We start from the raw sequence: 18,974 nt of genomic DNA on the forward strand, positions 1-18,974 counted from the left end.
GGGGGGACTTGTCCGTCTACGACACGGGTCGTGGTCTGGCGATTGGGGCGCTGACCGCTTCGGTCAAGCACCGGTCCACGTTTTTCGCTCAATCGCAACCCTGAGGAGCTCGCCCATCGGGCGGCCAGCCGTCGGTACCGGACTCAAGCGGAATATTCAGAGATCGAAGCAGGATCGAAAAGAGCCGCCAATTGGCGATTGCTCCGACAAGTTCGACCAAAACGGCGTGATCGCTATTGAATGCCTTCTGGCACCCAGCCCAGTTTTCCTCGGAGATGACCCCGTCGCGTACCACATCATCGGTCGCTGCGAGGACCGCACGCTCGACTGGCCCGAGGCTTTCGGAATTCTGCCAGTCGCGCACCGCCAGGAGATCATGCTCAGGCACGCCGAGCAGTGTGGCGATTCGCCAATGTTGAGTCCATTCGTATTCGGAGCCAGTAATCCAGCCGATGCGCATGATGACCAGCTCGCGTAGCCGCGCGTCAAGGGAACCGCGGAAGAGTAACGCGTCTAGCAGCCCATACAGCGCAACCGCCACACGCGGCTGATGAAGTGCCACGCGGAATACCGACAGGTCTGCCAACTCTTCGGGCAACCCACATTCGGCAGCTCGCAGCTGGGCCTGCTCACGGTCGAGCATCGGTACGCGTTCCGCCATGGTCACGGGTGGCCCTCTCTGTTGAACCTCTGCCCACGCCGTTAGGGCGTGGGCAAAAAGACGTTGTGCAGCGCCCCACTTGATCGGGCACTTTCATCTGCAAGCGAAGTGAGCAGCTGCGCGAGCCCAGCGAATCCGGTTGATTCTCTGGTGATCCGGTCGAACGGCCAGCGGCCCAGGGCGAGAATCTCGAGGGCTGCCCGGTGGGCGGGATACTCCACGCCGAGTGCGCCTACGACGTGTAATTCTTTATAGACCAACAAGTCTGGTTCAAACCGGGGCGTGCCGCCTCCTCCACGGGTGCCGGCCACCACAATTGTGCCGCCGGGCCTGGCAAGGCCGACGGCATCGGCGAACGCGGAGGGTGCTTTAGCGGTGACGTCGACGACCACGTCGGCAAGCCGTCCGCCTGTCTCACGCTGGAGCGCGGTCACTGCATCGTCCTGCGATACATCGATGGGCAGGTCGACACCGAATGATCTGGCTATGGCCAGTCGTTGTTCGTCGCGTGGGCCTACGCCGGTCATCGCGACGAACGCGGCTCCCGCCTCTTTGGCCGCCACCGCCGCACAGATTCCGCGGATGCCGGGCCCCAGGATCGCTACGACGTCCCCGGCCTTGGTGTCGGGAAGAGTCGCCCCCCACTGGATACCGGCCCCGAGAGGGTTGAACAACGTGGCGAGAACGGGGTCCATGTCTTCGGCAATCGGGAGCAGCATCGCGTCCCACGGAAGCTCCACATGGGTGGCGTATCCGCCCCATAAGCCCGCGCCGACCTCCACGTCGACAAACCCGAACATGGTGGCGATGCCGTTCACCGCGCACCGCCGGTATTCGCCGCGGCGGCACTCGGGGCAGTCTCGGCAGGACCGGAACACCTCAACGGCCACGCGCTGGCCGGCTTGTACACCCCAGCGTTGGCCAGCCGCAGCGCCAACATGTTCGACGATGCCGACGATTTCGTGCCCTGGAACGAATGAGAAGCCGGCAGGCAGGTGTCCGGTGAATTGTTCGTGATCTGTTCCGCACAGACCGCATGCTTCAACTCGCAGGATCGCACCCCGGTCGCCGACGTCGGGGATGGTCATCTGGCGCCGCTGCAGACTCCGCGGTCCGGTCAGCACCATCGCCTCGGCGATCATGGAAGCTCGAACCCGGTGAACGACCCTGTGTTTCGGAGGCACACCGTTTTACCTACGTACATTTCCGCGCCCATCGCCTCGGCGATCTGCGGATCGTCGCTGCGTGCGACGACTCTTTGCCCGTCGGACAGGTGCGCGATGATCGGAGTCCATCGAGGTTGGCCGTCTCGGTCGTAGACGACGGTGTATCCGTCGACTGTCGCGCAACCGGTCGCCTCGTCGGCGCCTGCGACGGCCAGCCGCGATGAATCGATTTGAGCTTGTTCGACCGCCGTGTCGAGCAGTCGCCACCCGGCTGGTGGCGGGGTGGCCGACCACACACCGACCGAATGCTTCGTCGAATACCACCCGAGGCCGGTGACGAGTCCGGCATCGGTTGGGTCGCGTCGGCACCGTCGGACCATCTCCACGATCGAGTGGCTGACGTAATTGTTTCCGGGACCGCCGTGATAAGGCAGGCCTCCGGTTACTGTGAGGCCTCTGTCGTCGAGGGGGTCCAAGTCGAGAGCCTCGGCAGCCATCTCAATTGCCGACGGGAAGCAGGAGTAGAGGTCGAACCACCGGATGTCGTCGGTGGTCAACCGGCCCGCATCGAGAGCCTTCCGTGCCGCTACCTCGATACCCGATGAGCGGCTGAGGTCCGGCCGTTCCACGGGGAAGTACACGTCGTTGCAAGTCGCTGCTGACCAGGGAAAGACCCAACGATCGCGCGCGACGCCTAATTCGTCCGCCACCTCGGCCGCCATGAGAATGAAGGCGGCAGCCATGTCGACGGACATGATGCTGTTGAGCAGCTTGGGATAGGGCAAGCAGACCATGCGGTTTTCCGCGGTGACTTCGCTGAGTTCGGTGGCACTTCGTGCGCGTGGGAACCAGGCCTGTTCCGGATGGCGTGCCGCCTCGGCTGTGAACGGGGCCATCAGCGTGCCCAGCCACTCCCGTTGAGCATCGAAGTCGCGGCCGTGGCGCGCGGCGATCGCGGACTCGAAGATGGGATACACCTCGTGCGGCCAACTCAGACCCACCGACAATTCGGCTTGACTCAGCCCGGGGCGGGCGTCGCCCAGGGATTCGTCGTCGGAGCGGGGTGGGGGCGGCGAGTCGAGAAGTGCCCCGCCCTGAAGCTTGCGTGCGGAATGCCCGCTCTCCGCCCCGACGACCAGGACGACATCTGCACGGCCTTCGCCTATTTCGCCACCCAACACTTCGACGAGATACTGCGGGGTGTTTCCGCCGACGGGACAGCTGATGCGGCGGGCGGGACTGATGTGCATCGCTTCGGCGATCCTGCTGGCGGGATTGTCGCGCGGTATGACCAGGATGCCCGGAGTCGCGACGGTGTCGATGCGCCGCTCGACCGGGCGACTTGCGTCTTTGACCGCGCGGCGTGCGGCTTCTACCGCCAAGTCGATCGGGTCCACGAAGTCGTTCCCGCGATGGGTAACTTCGCCCACGCCGACGACAACCGGGGTACGCGCTTCTACCAACATCGGCATCGGCATCCGCTCAGGGCCACGGGGCTGACTTGAGACATAACTGCGATGGTGTCATGTGCGTGGGCAAGTCACAATGGTGTGCGCTCGCGGCATACTGGCTGTGTGTCGACGAGGTTGTTGAGATGGGGCGCCGCCGCGCCGACAGATCGTGGGTCCGCTCGCGACCGGTTGCTCGATGCTGCCGAGCGGTGCCTCGAGAGTTGCGGTGTGGTGGGCACGACCATGGAGGACATCGGCAGAACAGCGGGTGTGTCCAGGGCAACGGTGTATCGCTACTTCCCCAGTCGGGAGGCGGTGATGTCGGGTGTCATCATTCGCGCCGCCGAGCGCTATCTCGACCGCATCAGCCCGCGGATCGCGGCGCACGCCGACCTGGGCTCCGCGCTCGTCGATTTCGTGGAATACACGGTTGAGGCCGCGCGCCGCGAAGAGATCATCGGATTGTTGTTCGGCAGCGACGAGGAACTCGCCGGCGTGGGTCTCGCGGCGGGGACCTCGACGTCCCTCTTCGAAATCGTCACCGAATTTCTGCGTCCCATCTTCACCAGACACTGGAGTTGCGTGGAACCGGGCGTCTCCGTCGACGACGCCGCCGAGTGGGTTGTCCGCACGATATTGAGCCTGCTGACTGTTCGAGGGCCGCGGGAGCGCAGTCGTGACGGACTCCGGGCGTTTCTGTCGAGGTTTCTCCTTCCGGCGATCCTGGCGGGTGACCACGCTCGACCGATGTGACATCTATGGCGTAATGTCTCGACGGCAGATGAGGTAGGAGGGCCTGTGCAATTCACCACGTTCAACGAACAGGTCGCTGAGCAACTAAAGAGCGCAGCAGAAACCACGGGCGGGTTGGCCGGTTACCTCGGCTTCCGTCACACCGAATTCACTGCGGGACGGCTCGTCGCGGAGATGGACGCACGCGACGACCTGAAGACGCCTTTCGGGAACCTGCATGGGGGCTGCTTATCGGCCATGGTCGACCACTGCCTCGGAGTGGTGTTTTATCCCGTGATTCCACTGGGATCTTGGGTCGCGACAACGGAGTTCAAACTGAATCTGCTTCGTCCGGTCTCTAGCGGCACCTGTGTAGCCACAGCCGAGATCATCTCGCTGGGCAGAACCAGCGGTGTGGCGCGTATCGACATCTGCAACGACGGCAGAGCGGTGTGTGCGGCCCAGGGAACCGTCACCGTCGTCGCACCGAAGACGAGCTCCTGATGTCGGCAAAGAGAACAGGCGATTCGTCGGCTCCTGTGGTCGAGCGCGTGCCCACGGCGGACGGGCTGACGCTGGCGGTCGACCTCTACCGCTGTGATGCGCCGCGGGCGGTCGTGTTGCTCCTTCACGGCGGAGGTCAAAGCCGACACGCCTGGGACGTCACCGCCCAACGCCTGCACCAGCGGGGCTACACGGTGGCCGCGTACGACACCAGGGGACACGGGGACAGCGACTGGGACCCCGACGGACGCTACGACGGGGACCGGCTTGGATCCGACCTATTGGCCGTGCGCTCATACGCCGATTCCGGCCGCCCCGTCGCCGCGATCGGCGCCTCTCTGGGCGGCTTGACCATTCTCGGAACACACTTGCTCGCCCCGCCGGACCTATGGCAGGCCGTCGTCCTGGTTGACGTCACTCCGCGAATGGAGATGGAAGGCGCCCGACGAGTCGTAGCGTTCATGTCGGCACACCCCGAAGGTTTCGACAGCCTAGAGTCGGCCGCTGACGTGATCGCCGCCTACAACCCGCACCGCCCTCGCCCCGAAAACCTCGACGGCCTCCGAAAAGTCCTCGCCCGTCGCGAAGACGGTCGCTGGGCCTGGCGATGGGATCCAGCTTTCGTGACGTCGAATTTCCAGTTCCTGCAGGGTGATCCAGACGAAGGCGCTAAAGACTTCGACATGATGAGCGCGTTCCTTCTTGATGGTGCGAGGCAGGTGTCCGCGCCAACGCTGCTGGTCCGGGGCCTACTATCTGACATGGTCTCCGAAGAGACAGTAAAGCATTTCCTGACCGTCGTTCCGCACGCGCAAACCGTTGACGTATCGGGCGCGGGACACATGATTGCCGGCGACAACAACGACGCATTCTCGACGGCGGTCGTCGAATTCCTCGACAGGACCACATGAACCCTGCTGTCGGTTGACTGCCCATGTAGGGCTGGCGCCTATCCTGCTCCTATGCCAACTGAACCAGCGCGGGTGTCTTTCCGCCGGCATGTGCGCGAAAAGGTTTTGAGGGCGACACGAGAACTCGCCATCGAGAAGGGCTGGGATCAGGTCCGGATGAGCGAGGTTGCCGAATCGGTCGGCGTCTCCCGCCCGACGTTGTACAAAGAGTTCGGCGACAAACAGGGGCTCGGCGACGCGCTTGTGGTGTCGGAGGGCCAGCGCTTTATGGAAGGCATTCTTGCCGTCCTTGCCGAACACGTGGGCGACGTGCGGGGCGGCATCACCGCAGCGGTGCAATTCACCCTCTGTGAAGCAGAAGACAGCCCGCTCCTCAAGGCAGTTCTGACGTCCAACCCTTCGGGGAATGATCGCGGTGGCTCGTCGTCTACTGGAGTCCTACCTCTTCTGCCGACGTCGGCTTCCCTGCTTCAGCTCTGCTCCGCGGCTCTGATCACGTGGTTTAACGACCACTTCGACGATCTCGATCCCGAAGACGTTGAGGAGGTCGCAGATGTTCTGGTGCGACTGACAGTGAGTCATGTTGTACTCCCAGCCGCGGACATCGCCACCACCGGTGAGCGGATCTCCCGCGTAGCACTCAGGTACCTGGGAGTTGTCCACAGTTTGTAACTAGCAAGCTCTCGTGTCAGATCGAGCCGGCGAGGAGCTCTGAGCGGTCAACTCGGAGCTGCTGGCTGATGGCCCGCTTACTGAACATGAAATCGCGAGGACGGTTGACGCAGTCGGCGGCGATGAGTTCACGATCGCGGAAGTAGAAGCAGCTGAAGTCACGGTCACGCGACGGGTCGCCGCTGAAGACCACTTCGTCGTATCCGGTGTTGAGACCGGCGATCTGGAGTTTGAGATCGTACTGGTCGGACCAGAACCACGGAAGCGCAGCGATTGCGCTGTGTTTTCCGCAGATTGTCGCCGCAGCGATCTTGGCCTGCTCGCCGGCGCTCGATACGGATTCCAAACGAATACGCGAGCCGTATCGAGCCATGGTGTGGCTGGTGCAGTCGCCGGCGGCCACGATGTCGGGGTCGCTGGTGCGGGCCTGGTCGTCGATCACGATGCCGTTGTCGACGGATAATCCTGCGGCCGAGGCGAGCTCGGTGTTCGGCACCACACCGACGCCGACGATGACCAAGTCGGCGGGGATCGGTTCGCCGCCTGCCAGCACGACCTCCTGCACTCTGCCGTTGCCGGAGAAGGCTTCGACGAGAGCGTGTGTTCGGATCTCCACTCCCTCGCCGTTGTGGATTCGGGTGTAAAACGCGGAAACCTCCGGCGCGGTGACCCGTTCGAGTACACGCTCGGTTGCCTCGAGGACGGTGACGTTCATGCCGAGCGAACACAGCGAGGCCGCCGTTTCCAACCCGATGTAACCGCCGCCCACGATCACAACCCTCCGACCCGGTGTAGCGGCGGCACGGATCAACTCGACGTCTGCAGCGGTACGCAGGTAGTGAATTCCGGGAAGATCCACCCCTGGTGTGGGGAGTCGTCTGGCCCTTGCGCCGGTGCACAACGCGAGCTTGGTGTACGTCAGCGTGTCGCCGGTGCTCAGAGACACACGCTTGGCACTCCGGTGGATCGCCTCCACGGTCGCATTCAAGAGTCGAATGTGCTGCTTTTCGTAGAAATCAGCGCCGCGAATCAGGAGGTCGTCGAGGCCGTTCTTGCCGGCCAGGTATCCCTTCGACAACGGAGGCCGGTGGTAGGGCAGTCCCCCCTCGTCGCCGATGAGCACGACCTCCCCAGACCACCCCTCCCTTCGAAGATTAGCTGCCAACTGCGCGCCGGCGTGGCTCGCGCCGACGATCACCGCTCGTTCGGGAGTCACGCACTTGGCCTGGGAGTGAGGCGAACCATCAGCTTGCTGATACCCCTGACGAAATTCGATTGCACATACTCGGGTTCGCCGACCACCTCGATGTTCTCAAAGCGAGGGAGCAATTCCTCCCACAGGATTCGAAGCTGCAACTCAGCAAGTCGGTTTCCCATGCACCTGTGCACGCCGAACCCGAACGAGATGTGATTGCGGGCGTTGCTCCTATCGATGATCAACTCATCGGCCCGCTCGAAGACACGCTCATCGCGGTTACCAGAGGCGTACCACATCACGACCTTGTCGCCCTTGCGGATGAATTGCCCGTTCAACATGATGTCTTTTTTCGCGACTCGGCGCATGTACGCCAACGGGGTCTGCCAGCGAATGATCTCGGATACCATGTTGGGAATCAGGTCAGGGTTCGCCTTCAACTTCTCGAACTGATCGGGGAACTGGTTCAAGGCGAGAACCCCTCCGCTCATCGAGTTGCGAGTCGTGTCGTTTCCCCCGACGATCAGCAGTACCAAATTGCCGAGGAATTCCATCGGGCGGTCGATGAGATCCTTAGTGTCCTCGTTGGCCTGCAGCATCGTGATCAGATCGAAGCCCGGTCGCTCCCCGTTGGCGGTACGGGCCCACTTGTCATGCCAGAGAGCGCTGAGACCCTTCGCCATGTCGACCATGCCACGAAACACTCTGTCGTTGTCGGAAGGACCACCATTGGCTTGCTCCATGGAGGTGGCGAGGTCCGACCATTCCACGAGCTTGTGCCGCTGCTCGTACGGGAAGTCCAGCAGGGTCGCGAGCATGCGCGCTGTCAGTTCGATGGAGACGTGGTGCACCCAATTGAACGGCTGATCCACCGGTAGATCGTCCAGCACTTCCTGGACACGCGAGCGGATCAGCCCCTCCATCTCGCGCAGGTTCTTCGGCGCGACAACCCCTTGGACGGAAGCGCGCTGCAAGTCGTGTTGTGGCGGATCCATCGCGATGAACATGGCGATGTCCATGAAGCGGGGCGGTCTCCCGATGATGATGAACGGCTCTGCGGAGAAAGCCTCGTGGTTCTTGTCGACGGCGATGATGTCCGCGTGGCGGGTCACCGACCAGAACGGGCCGAACGCACTGTGAGCCTGGTAGTGCACCGGCGCCTCGTTGCGCACGCGTTCGAAGTAGGACTTCCAGCGGCCTTGGCGGTAGAGGAACGGGTTGCTGAGATCGATGTCGGCGATATCAACGTCCTCGACCGGAGGAATGGGCGTCTCGGTGAAGATCTTCTTACCATTGGTTCCGGTTACCCACCGGCGTGTCTTGTCGTAGAGGTGTGCGCCGCGGATTTGCAGCTCCAGAGGCACGGCAGACTGGGCTTTGGCGGCCACTGCCGCGGGAATACTCATTATTGTTTCCTCCAAATCCATGACGTTGTTTCAGAGCTGGAACTCAGGTAGCTCGACCGTCAAGCCATCCCATGCCTCGGAGGCGGACATCTGGCAAGACAGCCTCGACGTCCGCTGACGCTCGGGGTTCATCGCGAGCATCTCCTCTTCGTTGGCGCCGCAGAGTCCCACCGTGTCCGACCACTCGGGAGCGACGATCACGTGGCACGTTCCGCATGCGGCTTCCCCTCCACAATCGCCGTCGATGCCGGGCACCGCGTTGTTGACCGCAACCTGCATCAAGGACTGCCCTTCGGCCAAGGGGGCTTCGTACTTCTCGCCGTCGTGAGAGACGAAGGTGACGACTGCCATGATTAACTCTCCTCAATTTGGAACTCCTCTATTTAGCGTTGTCGCGCGTGACCAGCGTCGCTAGGCTCGCAGGAGTCAAAAAGTTGTGTTTTTAGCTCACGCGCAGGGAGGCACGTGAAACTCGACGACTCGGGTATGCCAGCGCTGGCTTTCCTGCAGATGCTGGACAGTGAGGCGCTGGGGCATGACGCCAGCATTGCGCTCCGCAGCATCATGGTTCGCGAGCACGTTACCGAGTCGATGTTGGTGGGTCGCGACGCGCAGGTCCCCTTACGGTGGTTCAGGGAGATATATTCCGATTTCGATTGTGATCAGGGAACCCGTCTGGGTTTCGCGTTCGCTGAACACGCCAAACTGACGTCCTTTGGGGCACTCAGTGTTCCCTTGGTCAGCGCGGGCTCGGTAGCCGAGGTTGTCGAGTTGCTTGCTTATCTGCCGGTGATCACCACAGCCCTCAGCCCGACGTTCCATTCGACGGAACGCGGCCTCACGATCGGGCTCACCGGTCGCACCGGTGACGCGGGCCTGAACTGCCTGGCCGTCACCTACGGTGGGCTGGCGCTGTTGCGTCTGCTCGACATGCTCGCGGGTGCCGTACCGAATATTGAACTGCATTTAAGTCATTCAGCGCCGGAGTCGTGGGTTCTTCATGACGAAGTGTTGGCGGGTCGGATCTTCTTCGACGCCCCCAGCTCGTTCGTCCACGTTCCCGCGGCTTCGCTCGAGGAGGTCTGTCGATTCTCCGATCCTGTGGCGTACCGGATTGCCGTCACCGATTTGCAGCGAACTCTCGATCAACGACGTGACACGTCGGTCTCCGAAAAAGTAAGGGACCTGCTCGAAAAAGATCCCGGAAAAACGAACATCAGCCGGACGGCGGGCGAGCTTTCGATATCCCCGAGCACGTTGAAGCGGCGCCTCCGCGAAGAGGGGACCACCTTTCGCGAATTGCGTCAGTCGTTCTTGCGGGAGCGAGCAATTCTGCGACTTCTCGACAGATCGTTGTCTGTAAGCGAGATCGCGGCAGAACTCGGGTACGCGGAGCTCACGAACTTCACACATGCCTTCAAACGGTGGACCGGTCGTTCACCGCGCCACTTCAGAAAAACGCGCGACTGAGGGCTATAGATCCGCCCCGGCGTGTGCCGGGCGACCATCGGAACCAGCGGGCTTCACGATCGGCCTCATCTGTCACCTGGACATCGTCGAGAAACGACACGATCGGCGCGGGTTTCGGTCATCGCAGCACCCTCTTGGGAAGAGGCGCAAGGACATTCCAGAGAATCCATACCGCGCTAGCGGCGGGTGCGGGCGGGGGTGACGCGGACCTCTAGGCACGCTATGCTAACCGTCGTTCACGTCGGGACCGGCGTTGGACGCGTGGTCGAGAGGAGTCCGGATGCCACACGACCAGCCGGCCATCATCGGTGCCGCCGAACTCGCTCCAGGGAGAAACGTTCCGTACACCTCCACTGAATTGCATGTGCGCGCCGCGGTCGCGGCTCTCGCCGACGCAGGGGTGGTCCCAGACGAGGTCGACGGTCTGGTGTGCGCCGGGCCGATGACGAACGAGGGTTCGATCTTCCTGTCCGAGGACCTCATGGACTATCTCGGGCTGCACAATCTGAAACTTCAGATGACCTGTCAGCTTGGCGGCGGGACCCATCTCGCCATGACGCGCATGGCGAGTAACGTCATCGCCCGGGGCGAGGCCGAGACGGTGCTGGTCGTGTCGGCGGGCAAGTTTCCACCGATCCGCGATGGCGGGCGCGAACTGATGGCGCTGGTGTGTGACCACGCGTTCGAGATGCCCTATGGACCGTCCGTGCCGGCGCTCTACGGTTTGATCGCGCAGGCCTGGATGCACGAGACGGGACAGGGCAAGGCGGACATCGCCGAGGTCACCGTGTCGCAGGACCGTTGGGCCGCACTGAACCCCGCGGCTATCGCGCACGGCGCTCAACGCCTGACTGTGGAGGACGTGCTGGCGTCCCGGCCGATCGCCGGGCCGTTCCACTTCTACCACTGCTCGATTCCCTGCGAGGGCGGTGGCGCGCTGGTGCTGGGCTCGGCCCGCCGGGCTCGCGCGGGCAAGCACCGGCCGGTGCATTTGCTGGGCTTTGGAGAGGGTCACACCCACGGTTTTCTGACCTCGCTGGCCCGGCCGGGTCGTACCGGGGCCGCCCGTTCGGGTCCGATGGCCTTTGAGCGCTCCGGACGGGCGCCGGCCGACGTCGACATCGCTTTGCTCTACGACGCCTTCGCCTCCAACCCGGCGATGATCCTTGAGGAGGCGGGTTTCGTGAAGCCCGGTGGGGCAGGCGATTTCTACCGTGACGGCTGCGCCGATCCGGGGGGCGACCTTCCGGTGAACACCGACGGCGGCCTAATCCGGTTCGGGCACACCGGGACCTCCTCTGGCATTTCGCAGATCCTTGAGGGTTACTGGCAGTTGTCCGGTCGCGCCGAGGGCCGTCAGGTGCCCGGGGCGGATACCGCGTTCGTGCACAGCTACGGCTCGATGCTGTGCAGTCACGTCAGCATGGTGATGGAGGGAGCGTCATGACCGCAGCTTCGAGTTCTCTCGACGGTCTGCACGATCCTGAGGCGCTGCCGCCGCTGACCGATGTCAACCGTCCCTACTTCGCAGCAGCGGCCCGCGGTGTACTCGTCTTCCAGCGGTGCGCGAACGACCACCCTTTCCTCTACCCGCGGCTGGTGTGTCCCGTCTGCCATGACGGTGAGTTGGCCTGGGAGACCGCGGCGGGTACTGGTGAGATCGTCAGTTTCGCGCCGGTGTACCGCCCCCCGTGGGACTCGTTCCCGCGCAGCGAGCCGTACGTCGTCGTGCTCGTTCGTCTGGACGAGGGGCCGCAGTTGTTGGCCAGTCTCGAGGGCGTGGCCCCAGATGAAGTTGCGATCGGGGCGAGAGTGCGCGCAGTGTTCGAGCGGGTGAACGAGGACCTTGGGCTGGTCCGATTCAGGCTGGCGGCGTCGTGACCACGTACGGGGTCTCGGTGCTCGGCGCGGACTTGGCCACCCTTGTCGAGACCGCCGAGGCTACCGACCTCGCCGGCTTCGACGCCGCCTGGGCCTCGGAGTTCTACTCGCGCTCCGGCTCGATCTCGATGGCCGCGATGGCCGCGCGCACAAAGCGCTGCCGCATCGGGTCGTCGATCCTGTATGGCGTCGGGCGCAGCCCGCTCGTGCTCGCCACCGAGGCGCGTGACCTCGACGAGCTTTCAGGCGGGCGCGTCGTACTCGGGCTCGGCAACGGTACACGCCGCATGATGAGCGACTGGCACGGCGTGGAGGACACCTCCGCTCCCGCTCTGCGCATGGAGGAGCTGGTCCCGCTCGTGCGTCGGATCTGGAACCTGCACGAGGGCCCCGTGCGCCATGAGGGGCGCTTCTACCGGATGAATCTCGTCCCAACCGGCGACGTCGCGCCGCCGAAGCGAGCGATCCCGATCATCACCGCGGGCGTGCGTCCGCGGATGTGCGAGGTGGCAGGGCGCGTAGCCGACGGGTTGGCTGGTCATCCGCTGTTCACCACGACTTACGTCGAGGAGGTCGCCCGCCCAGCCGTCGTGCGCGGTGCGGAGCGGGCCGGACGCGATCCCGCCGACATTGAGATCGTCTCGATGGTCATCTGCGCGGTGCACGACGACCCACAGATCGCACGTCGTGAGGCCGCGCAGCAGATCGCGTTCTACTCCTCGGTGAAGACCTACGAGCACGTGCTCGACGTCAGCGGTTTCGCCAGGCAGGCAGCGGCCATCCGCGACGCGTTCGCACGGCGTGACCTGCCGGCCATGTTCGCCGCGGTCACCGACGACATGATCGACGCGATGGCGGTGGCCGGCACCGCCGCCGAGGTCCGAGAAGGGCTGCGCCGCTACGAGGGCGTGCTGGACCACATCGTTCTCTACTCACCCTCGATTGGTCTCGCGCCCGAGCGCATCGCCGAGAACCTCGGCAGCCTCATTCGCGATTGTGCGCCGGCCTTCGCCGGCGGGAAAGGTGACCAGAGTGGCTGACGCATCGCTCATCGGGACGCAACTCGGGAGGACCACGTTTCCCGTCGACCGGTCCAAAGTGCGCGAGTTCGCACTTTCGCTCGGCGACCGCGACCCGATCTACCAGGACGTCGCGGCCGCCCGCGCCGCCGGCTTCGGCGCGATCCCCGCTCCTCCGACCTTCGTCGTCTCCTCGGCTCACTGGCGCGCCGACGACGACATGTTCGGCGCCCTCGGGCTCGACCTGCGACGCGTACTGCACGGTGAGTGCGGCTGGGAGTATTTCGCGCCGGTGTTCGTCGGCGACGAGCTCACCGAGACTCGTCGGGTGTCGAACGTGACCAGCCGCGAGGGGAAGCGCGGCGGCATCATGACAATCGTGACGATCGAGACCGACTTCACCAACCAGCGCGACGAACTCGTCGTGCGCCAGACCGACGTCTTGATCGAAACCGGAGGCTCCACCCAATGACGACATCCCCCGCGCCGGTGGCGTTGGCCATCGGCGACGAGATGCCGACCTCACAGTTCGGCCCGCTGACGCGCTCGCACATCGTTCGCTACGCCGGCTCCGGCGGCGACTTCAACCCGATCCACCACGACGAAGAGTTCGCCCGCGCGGCCGGCATGCCCGGTGTGTTCGGCATGGGACTGCTGCACGGCGGTGTGCTCGCGCAGCGGCTGACCGCCTGGGTGGGGCTGGCCAACATCCGCTCGTTCCGCATCCGGTTCACCGGTCAGGTATGGCCCGGTGACCTGCTCAGCTTCGGCGGCAGGGTCACCGGCGTGCGCGAGGCCGGAGGGCAGCAGGTGGCAGACCTCGAACTCGTGGTCACGCGCCAGACCGGCGAACCCGCGATAAAGGGGAGCGCCGTCGTGCAGGTGACCCGGTGAGCGCGCCAACGAGCGACGTCACCGGCCTCGGGATGACGTTCGGGACCTTCGACGAAGGCCGGGCGTGGGTCGGTCATCGCTCCGAACCGCGGCATGCGTGGTTCCCGATCGACCGCTCGATGGTGTTGTACTACTGCTCGCTCGTCGAGGACGCGAACCCCCGTTACTGGGAGGGTGAGGACTGCCCGCCCGGGCTGCTGATGAGCCTCGGCTTCGCGCCGCAGTGGGTGCCCGGGTACCTAGCGCGTGCCGACATGATGTTCGCGCTCAGCGTCCCGTTGCCGGGCCACCACATCATCAACGCCTCGACGACGACGGAGTTCGAACGCCGGCCCCGGGTAGGCGATCACGTGTCGATCGTGGAGGAGATCGCCTCGATCTCCGAGCCCAAGACGACGCGGGTGGGCACCGGTGTGTTCATCACCACGGTGAGCACCTTCTCCGACCAGCACGGTGAGGTCATCGGCCGCAACACCAACGTGCTCTTCCGATACGACACCGCCGATAGTGAAGGCGCATCATGAACGACTCCACCGAGCGCAGCATGGTCCGCGTCCCCGTGCGGTTCGAGGACATCGCCGTCGGCGACACCCTGACGCCCGTCTCGATCGAGATCAGCTACAAGCGCATCTGCATGAACGCGGCTTCGACATGGGACTGGTTCCCCGGTCACCACGACCCCGACTACGCGCGCAGCCAGGGCCAGCGCACGATCTACCTGTCAACCCTCTTCTTCCATGGCTTCATCGACCGCGGCCTCAACGAATGGGCCGGACCCGACGCGCTCATCCGGCGCCGCAGAATCTCAATGATCCGGTCGATCTATCCGGGCCAGACCGCAACCCTGAGCGGCAAGGTCGTGGCCAAACGCGACGATGGCGGACGGCGCCTCGTCGACCTCGAGTTGCTCGTCTCGAGCGAAGATGGTCCGTGCGTGCCGAGTGAAGCCACCGTTGAGCTGGCCGACCCGTTTGTCGAGGTGCCGGGGTGAGCTGCCACTCACATGCGAGGCGACGGTGAGGGACGGAGGCTCGGTGGCCGAGCAACCGGTTCGCTACGAGGTCGTCGACAGCGTGGCCTGGCTGACGATCAACCGGCCCGAGGCGCGCAACGCGCTGAACAACGCTGTGCGCACGGGGCTTTTCGACGCGGTACGCCGCTTCAATGACGACGACGCGGCGAAGGTGCTCGTCCTCACCGGCGTGGGCGATAAGGCGTTCTGCGCCGGCGGGGACTTGAAGGAGATGGCGCAGAACGCGCTCAAGGTGCCCCCGAAGGACTTCGCTCCGCAGTTCGGCCGCAACATCGATGTCGCGAAGCCGACGATCGCGGCCGTCAACGGTGTCGCGTTCGCCGGGGGCTTCCTGCTCGCGCAGCAGTGCGACCTGGTCGTGGCTGCCGAACACGCGACCTTCGCCGTCAGCGAGGTCAAAGTCGGCCGCGGGTCGCCGTGGGCGGCACCGCTATCGTGGCTGGTGCCCCCACGCGTTGCCATGCAGATCCTGCTGACCGGCGACCCGATCACCGCCGAGCGCGCCCACCAGGTCGGCTTAGTCAATGAGGTGGTGCCGGCCGATCAGTTGCGCGAGCGTACCCGGCAGTTGGCGCTCAGCATCGCCGCGAACGCACCGCTATCGGTGCTTGCGTCCAAGCGCACCGTGTACCTCTCGGCACAGCACCACCTCGCCGCCGCCTACGACCTGGCCGACGAGATATGGGAGCCGGTCTATCTGAGCGACGACGCGCAGGAAGGCCCGACGGCGTTCCGCGAGAAGCGCGCACCACAGTGGAAGGGACGCTGACATGGCGGTGACCATGCAGTCGGTAATCGCCGACATCGAAGCCGAAACGGCCGCGTTGCGCGAACTCATCGCACCGCTGCCCGAAGGTCCGCGCGGCTGGGACGCGCCGACTCCGGCCGTGGGCTGGGCGATCCGCGACCAGATCAGCCATCTGGCGTTCTTCGACGACGTGGCGGTGCGCTCGGCCACCGACCCCGACGGTTTCAGCAGCGACTACCTGCCGATGATGGCCGACGGAAGCATCTCACCCGACGTCATCGCTGAGCGCTACCGTCAAATGCCGGCTGCCGACCTGCTCGCGTGGTTCGACACGTCGCGTGCAGCCCTCGTTGCGGCGTTCGCGGACATTGCCCCGGCGACCCGCCTGCCGTGGTTCGGGCCGACGATGAGCGCGGTCTCGTCGCTGACAGCGCGACTCATGGAGACCTGGGCGCACGGCCAGGACATCGTCGACGCGCTCGGCGCGACCCGCGAGGCCACGGCACGGCTGCGGCACGTGGCCCACATCGGGGTGGGTGCGCGCGCTTTCAGCTACCTGGCCAACGGTCTGGACCTCCCCGCGGACCCGGTACGCGTCGAGCTGACCGCTCCGGACGGCAGCGTCTGGACGTGGGGGCCAGCCGACGCCGCCAACCGCGTGAGCGGGCCGGCGCTGGACTTTTGCCTGTTGGTGACCCAACGCCGCCACCGCGACGACACCGCTTTGGTCGCCGACGGACCGCTGGCCGACCAGTGGCTCGCGATCGCCCAGGCCTTCGCGGGGCCCCCTGGCGGCGGGCGCGTGGCGGGCCAGTTCGCAGGGGGTCAGCGGTGAGCGTCCCGGTCCGCATCGGCAACTGCTCCGGCTTTTACGGCGACCGCATCGCCGCAGCCCGCGAGATGGTCGAGGGCGGACCGATCGACGTCCTGTGCGGTGACTATCTGGCCGAGCTGACCATGCTCATCCTGGCCAAGGCCCAGGCCAAAGACCCGTCCGGCGGGTACGCGCGGACTTTCCTCACCCAAATGGAACAGGTGCTGGGCACCTGTCTCGATCGTGGCATCAAGGTCGTCGCGAACGCGGGCGGGCTGAATCCCGCCGGCTTGGCCGCCGCGTTGCGCGAGCTGTCCGCACGTCTCGGCCTCACCGCGCGCGTCGCGCACGTCGAGGGCGACGACCTACGTGGCGACCTCCACGCAATCACGCCGCCCGTCGGCGACATCAAACCGGTGTCGGCCAACGCCTACCTCGGCGCCTGGGGCATCACCGAGGCGCTGCATTCGGGCGCCGACGTCGTCGTGACCGGCCGGGTCACCGACGCATCCCTCGTGGTCGGTCCCGCGGCCTGGTGGCACGCCTGGGCACGCGCCGACTGGGATCGGCTCGCGGGTGCGGTCGTCGCCGGGCACGTGATCGAGTGCGGCCCTCAGGCGACGGGCGGCAACTACGCGTTCCTCGACGAGATCACCGACCGCCGCTACCCGGGGTTTCCGATCGCCGAGGTCGCCGAGGACGGCTCTTCGGTGATCACGAAGCATCCCGGCACCGGGGGACTGGTCTCAGTCGGCACGGTCACCGCCCAGCTGCTCTACGAGATCGCTGAACCTGCCTACCTCGGCCCCGACGTCGTCGCCCACTTCGACACCATTCGCCTGGCTCAACAGGGTGAGCACCGTGTCGCGATCAGCGGTACGAAAGGCAGTCCGCCGCCGGACACGTTGAAGGTGGCGCTGAACGAGGTGGGCGGCTTCCGCAACACGATGACCATGGTGCTCACCGGCCTGGACATCGAGGCCAAGGCGGCCTTCGCCGAACAGCAGCTCTTCGACGTTCTCGGCGGACGCGACGCCTTCGACGAAGTCGACGTGCGACTGTTGCGTTTCGACGTCTCCGATGCGCCGACGAACGAGCAAGCCTGCGCGCACCTGCGTGTGACGGTGAAGGACGCCGACCCGCGAAAGGTGGGCCGAGCCTTCTCCGGCGGGGTCATGGAGATCGCCCTGGCTGGTTTCGCCGGCTTCCACACCACCACGCCACCGTCCTCGGAGACCGCGTTCGGCGTCTACCGGCCGGCCTACGTTCCGCGCTCGGCCCTCACGCACGTGCTCGTCGACGCCGACGGCAATCGGCACGTGATCCCTGACCCGCCGACCGGTGCGGTCCCGCCGGCTGGGATCGCCCCGCCCGCGAAGCTGCCGGCGCCATCCGGGCCGACGCGGCTCGCGCCGCTCGGGTCGGTACTCGGTGCGCGGTCCGGAGATAAGGGCGGCAACGCCAACCTCGGACTGTGGGCACGCGACGACCCCGGTTACGCGTGGGCGCGCGAGTACCTGAGCGTCGAGCGGCTGCGCACACTGCTCGGGCCGGAGACGGCGCACCTGCGCATCGAGCGCTTCGAACTGCCGAACCTGCGCGCGCTCAACGTGGTGGTGCACGGCTTGCTCGGTGACGGGGTGGCCTCCTCGACCCGGCCGGACGCGCAGGCCAAGGGGCTCGGGGAGTACGTGCGATCCCGAGTGGTGGACGTTCCCGAATCGCTGCTCGACACACACTAAATCCGGTGCGGGGCGCCGTCTACCTGCTGTGTAACCGCGCGGCTGAACAGCGCCGCAACGGCCGCGGCGGCCAGCATCGCCTCAATCGTCGCGTCGTCCAGCGACGCCGGCATGTACGCGGACGCGTTGAGCAATGACAGCACGGCGGCGACCAGGCCCTGTGCGCGCTCACGGTCCAGATCGCCCCGTGCTCGTACGAGCGCGTCGACCCAGAAGGACTCGTACCTGTGCTGTCGGCGTCGCAGGGCACGGGTCGCCAGCGGCGACAGCGAGCGGTGCTCGCGGGCGTAGACGGCCAACAGGCCGCGTCGTCGCGCGCCGAAGGCCGCGTGTAGGTCGACAAGGGCGTGCAGGACCTCCGTCGGTGTGCCGGCGTTGGTGGCGCGCCGGGCGCCGGCCAGCAGCTCAGTCATGGCGGCGTCGCATAACTCGCGCAGGATCGCGTCCTTGTTCTGAAAGTGCCGGTAGACGGCCGGCCCGCTCACCCCTGCTGCGGCACCGATGTCGTCGATGCCCACGGCGTGAAAGCCTTGCCGCGCGAACAGGTCGGCGGCGGCCTCGAGGAGCAGTTTGCGGCGCAAACCGGCCACTTTCAGGCCTCCTGTCGATTTGTGGTTACGTTGTTCGCCGTCCGATCCGCTGGGCCGGGCTGGGATCCTACCGGCGCTGGGGTTG

The 18,974-nt window shown here is 65.3% G+C and carries 22 protein-coding genes; 15 read left to right on the forward strand and 7 right to left on the reverse strand.

Annotated elements, in window-relative coordinates:
* Positions 1-88: 88 nt before the first annotated feature.
* From AC5Y5V_RS05935 to AC5Y5V_RS05945, 3 genes are read right to left on the reverse strand one after another with little or no spacing between them, the layout of a single operon-like run.
* Positions 89-667, reverse strand: a complete 579-nt coding sequence (locus AC5Y5V_RS05935; RefSeq protein ID WP_014382408.1) for a carboxymuconolactone decarboxylase family protein — start codon at positions 665-667, stop codon at positions 89-91.
* 35 nt (positions 668-702) lie between these two features.
* Positions 703-1,803, reverse strand: a complete 1,101-nt coding sequence (locus AC5Y5V_RS05940) for a zinc-dependent alcohol dehydrogenase (RefSeq protein WP_017205332.1) — start codon at positions 1,801-1,803, stop codon at positions 703-705.
* The gene (locus tag AC5Y5V_RS05945; RefSeq protein WP_024445489.1) at positions 1,800-3,293 is read right to left on the reverse strand and encodes an acetyl-CoA acetyltransferase; all 1,494 of its coding nucleotides are present in this window, start codon (positions 3,291-3,293) and stop codon (positions 1,800-1,802) included. Before AC5Y5V_RS05945 ends, AC5Y5V_RS05940 begins: the two co-directional genes overlap by 4 nt.
* Before the next feature lie 84 nt (positions 3,294-3,377).
* Here AC5Y5V_RS05945 and AC5Y5V_RS05950 point away from each other — a divergent pair, with 84 nt between their 5' ends.
* The 4 genes from AC5Y5V_RS05950 to AC5Y5V_RS05965 all read left to right on the forward strand — a co-directional run bounded on the left by AC5Y5V_RS05950 (position 3,378) and on the right by AC5Y5V_RS05965 (position 6,097).
* Positions 3,378-4,031 (forward strand): TetR/AcrR family transcriptional regulator, encoded by a 654-nt coding sequence (locus AC5Y5V_RS05950; protein WP_370474583.1) that lies wholly within the window; start codon positions 3,378-3,380, stop codon positions 4,029-4,031.
* A gap of 45 nt (positions 4,032-4,076) precedes the next feature.
* Positions 4,077-4,514 carry a PaaI family thioesterase gene (locus tag AC5Y5V_RS05955; protein WP_011560605.1) on the forward strand — a complete coding sequence of 146 codons (438 nt, stop codon included), beginning with the start codon at positions 4,077-4,079 and terminating at the stop codon, positions 4,512-4,514.
* Positions 4,514-5,425, forward strand: coding sequence for an alpha/beta fold hydrolase (locus AC5Y5V_RS05960; RefSeq protein WP_011560604.1), 912 nt, complete (start codon positions 4,514-4,516; stop codon positions 5,423-5,425). Before AC5Y5V_RS05955 ends, AC5Y5V_RS05960 begins: the two co-directional genes overlap by 1 nt.
* 90 nt (positions 5,426-5,515) lie before the next feature.
* Positions 5,516-6,097, forward strand: coding sequence for a TetR/AcrR family transcriptional regulator (locus tag AC5Y5V_RS05965; protein ID WP_005110548.1), 582 nt, complete (start codon positions 5,516-5,518; stop codon positions 6,095-6,097).
* Positions 6,098-6,113: 16 nt separating this feature from the next.
* Here AC5Y5V_RS05965 and AC5Y5V_RS05970 read toward each other — a convergent pair whose 3' ends face one another.
* Genes AC5Y5V_RS05970 through AC5Y5V_RS05980 form a run of 3 tightly spaced genes read right to left on the reverse strand, consistent with a single transcriptional unit; the run spans position 6,114 to position 9,049 of the window.
* Positions 6,114-7,313 carry an NAD(P)/FAD-dependent oxidoreductase gene (locus AC5Y5V_RS05970; RefSeq protein WP_011560602.1) on the reverse strand — a complete coding sequence of 400 codons (1,200 nt, stop codon included), beginning with the start codon at positions 7,311-7,313 and terminating at the stop codon, positions 6,114-6,116.
* On the reverse strand, positions 7,310-8,698 hold the full coding sequence (locus tag AC5Y5V_RS05975) for a cytochrome P450 (RefSeq protein ID WP_017205331.1): 1,389 nt from the start codon (positions 8,696-8,698) through the stop codon (positions 7,310-7,312). Before AC5Y5V_RS05975 ends, AC5Y5V_RS05970 begins: the two co-directional genes overlap by 4 nt.
* A 30-nt stretch (positions 8,699-8,728) precedes the next feature.
* Positions 8,729-9,049, reverse strand: a complete 321-nt coding sequence (locus tag AC5Y5V_RS05980; RefSeq protein ID WP_011560600.1) for a 2Fe-2S iron-sulfur cluster-binding protein — start codon at positions 9,047-9,049, stop codon at positions 8,729-8,731.
* A gap of 114 nt (positions 9,050-9,163) precedes the next feature.
* Between AC5Y5V_RS05980 and AC5Y5V_RS05985 the strand changes: the two genes are divergently transcribed.
* From AC5Y5V_RS05985 to AC5Y5V_RS06035, 11 genes are all read left to right on the forward strand, one after another.
* A complete protein-coding gene (locus tag AC5Y5V_RS05985; protein WP_011560599.1) occupies positions 9,164-10,168 on the forward strand; it encodes a helix-turn-helix domain-containing protein in 1,005 nt (334 codons plus the stop codon).
* Positions 10,169-10,448: 280 nt separating this feature from the next.
* Positions 10,449-11,615 carry a thiolase family protein gene (locus AC5Y5V_RS05990; RefSeq protein ID WP_011560598.1) on the forward strand — a complete coding sequence of 389 codons (1,167 nt, stop codon included), beginning with the start codon at positions 10,449-10,451 and terminating at the stop codon, positions 11,613-11,615.
* Positions 11,612-12,049 (forward strand): Zn-ribbon domain-containing OB-fold protein, encoded by a 438-nt coding sequence (locus AC5Y5V_RS05995; protein ID WP_011560597.1) that lies wholly within the window; start codon positions 11,612-11,614, stop codon positions 12,047-12,049. Before AC5Y5V_RS05990 ends, AC5Y5V_RS05995 begins: the two co-directional genes overlap by 4 nt.
* Positions 12,046-13,089 (forward strand): LLM class flavin-dependent oxidoreductase, encoded by a 1,044-nt coding sequence (locus AC5Y5V_RS06000; RefSeq protein WP_014382413.1) that lies wholly within the window; start codon positions 12,046-12,048, stop codon positions 13,087-13,089. Before AC5Y5V_RS05995 ends, AC5Y5V_RS06000 begins: the two co-directional genes overlap by 4 nt.
* Positions 13,082-13,540, forward strand: a complete 459-nt coding sequence (locus tag AC5Y5V_RS06005) for an FAS1-like dehydratase domain-containing protein (protein WP_011560595.1) — start codon at positions 13,082-13,084, stop codon at positions 13,538-13,540. The genes AC5Y5V_RS06000 and AC5Y5V_RS06005 overlap by 8 nt, the downstream gene beginning before the upstream one ends.
* Complete coding sequence (locus tag AC5Y5V_RS06010; RefSeq protein ID WP_011560594.1) at positions 13,537-13,962, forward strand: dihydroxy-acid dehydratase; 426 nt, start codon at positions 13,537-13,539, stop codon at positions 13,960-13,962. Before AC5Y5V_RS06005 ends, AC5Y5V_RS06010 begins: the two co-directional genes overlap by 4 nt.
* A 32-nt stretch (positions 13,963-13,994) precedes the next feature.
* Positions 13,995-14,486 (forward strand): FAS1-like dehydratase domain-containing protein, encoded by a 492-nt coding sequence (locus AC5Y5V_RS06015; protein ID WP_017205330.1) that lies wholly within the window; start codon positions 13,995-13,997, stop codon positions 14,484-14,486.
* Positions 14,483-14,953: a hotdog family protein gene (locus AC5Y5V_RS06020; RefSeq protein ID WP_011560592.1), complete on the forward strand. Its 471-nt coding sequence runs from the start codon at positions 14,483-14,485 to the stop codon at positions 14,951-14,953. The genes AC5Y5V_RS06015 and AC5Y5V_RS06020 overlap by 4 nt, the downstream gene beginning before the upstream one ends.
* Positions 14,954-14,996: 43 nt before the next feature.
* Positions 14,997-15,764 (forward strand): enoyl-CoA hydratase/isomerase family protein, encoded by a 768-nt coding sequence (locus AC5Y5V_RS06025; RefSeq protein WP_011560591.1) that lies wholly within the window; start codon positions 14,997-14,999, stop codon positions 15,762-15,764.
* Position 15,765: 1 nt separating this feature from the next.
* Positions 15,766-16,578 (forward strand): TIGR03084 family metal-binding protein, encoded by an 813-nt coding sequence (locus AC5Y5V_RS06030; RefSeq protein WP_011560590.1) that lies wholly within the window; start codon positions 15,766-15,768, stop codon positions 16,576-16,578.
* On the forward strand, positions 16,575-18,299 hold the full coding sequence (locus AC5Y5V_RS06035; protein WP_011560589.1) for an acyclic terpene utilization AtuA family protein: 1,725 nt from the start codon (positions 16,575-16,577) through the stop codon (positions 18,297-18,299). The genes AC5Y5V_RS06030 and AC5Y5V_RS06035 overlap by 4 nt, the downstream gene beginning before the upstream one ends.
* Here the strand turns inward: AC5Y5V_RS06035 and AC5Y5V_RS06040 are convergent.
* Positions 18,296-18,889, reverse strand: a complete 594-nt coding sequence (locus AC5Y5V_RS06040) for a TetR/AcrR family transcriptional regulator (RefSeq protein ID WP_011560588.1) — start codon at positions 18,887-18,889, stop codon at positions 18,296-18,298. The genes AC5Y5V_RS06035 and AC5Y5V_RS06040 overlap by 4 nt on opposite strands.
* Positions 18,890-18,974: the final 85 nt, after the last annotated feature.

The organism is Mycobacterium sp. NGS68 (assembly GCF_059812195.1).

Coding starts and splice junctions, on each gene's coding strand:
- AC5Y5V_RS05940 (WP_017205332.1), bottom strand. CDS start 1,803: ATGATCGCCGAGGCGATGGTGCTGACCGGACCGCGGAGTCTGCAGCGG.
- AC5Y5V_RS05945 (WP_024445489.1), bottom strand. CDS start 3,293: ATGTTGGTAGAAGCGCGTACCCCGGTTGTCGTCGGCGTGGGCGAAGTT.
- AC5Y5V_RS05960 (WP_011560604.1), top strand. CDS start 4,514: ATGTCGGCAAAGAGAACAGGCGATTCGTCGGCTCCTGTGGTCGAGCGC.
- AC5Y5V_RS05975 (WP_017205331.1), bottom strand. CDS start 8,698: ATGAGTATTCCCGCGGCAGTGGCCGCCAAAGCCCAGTCTGCCGTGCCT.
- AC5Y5V_RS05980 (WP_011560600.1), bottom strand. CDS start 9,049: ATGGCAGTCGTCACCTTCGTCTCTCACGACGGCGAGAAGTACGAAGCC.
- AC5Y5V_RS05990 (WP_011560598.1), top strand. CDS start 10,449: ATGCCACACGACCAGCCGGCCATCATCGGTGCCGCCGAACTCGCTCCA.
- AC5Y5V_RS05995 (WP_011560597.1), top strand. CDS start 11,612: ATGACCGCAGCTTCGAGTTCTCTCGACGGTCTGCACGATCCTGAGGCG.
- AC5Y5V_RS06010 (WP_011560594.1), top strand. CDS start 13,537: ATGACGACATCCCCCGCGCCGGTGGCGTTGGCCATCGGCGACGAGATG.
- AC5Y5V_RS06015 (WP_017205330.1), top strand. CDS start 13,995: ATGACGTTCGGGACCTTCGACGAAGGCCGGGCGTGGGTCGGTCATCGC.
- AC5Y5V_RS06020 (WP_011560592.1), top strand. CDS start 14,483: ATGAACGACTCCACCGAGCGCAGCATGGTCCGCGTCCCCGTGCGGTTC.
- AC5Y5V_RS06030 (WP_011560590.1), top strand. CDS start 15,766: ATGGCGGTGACCATGCAGTCGGTAATCGCCGACATCGAAGCCGAAACG.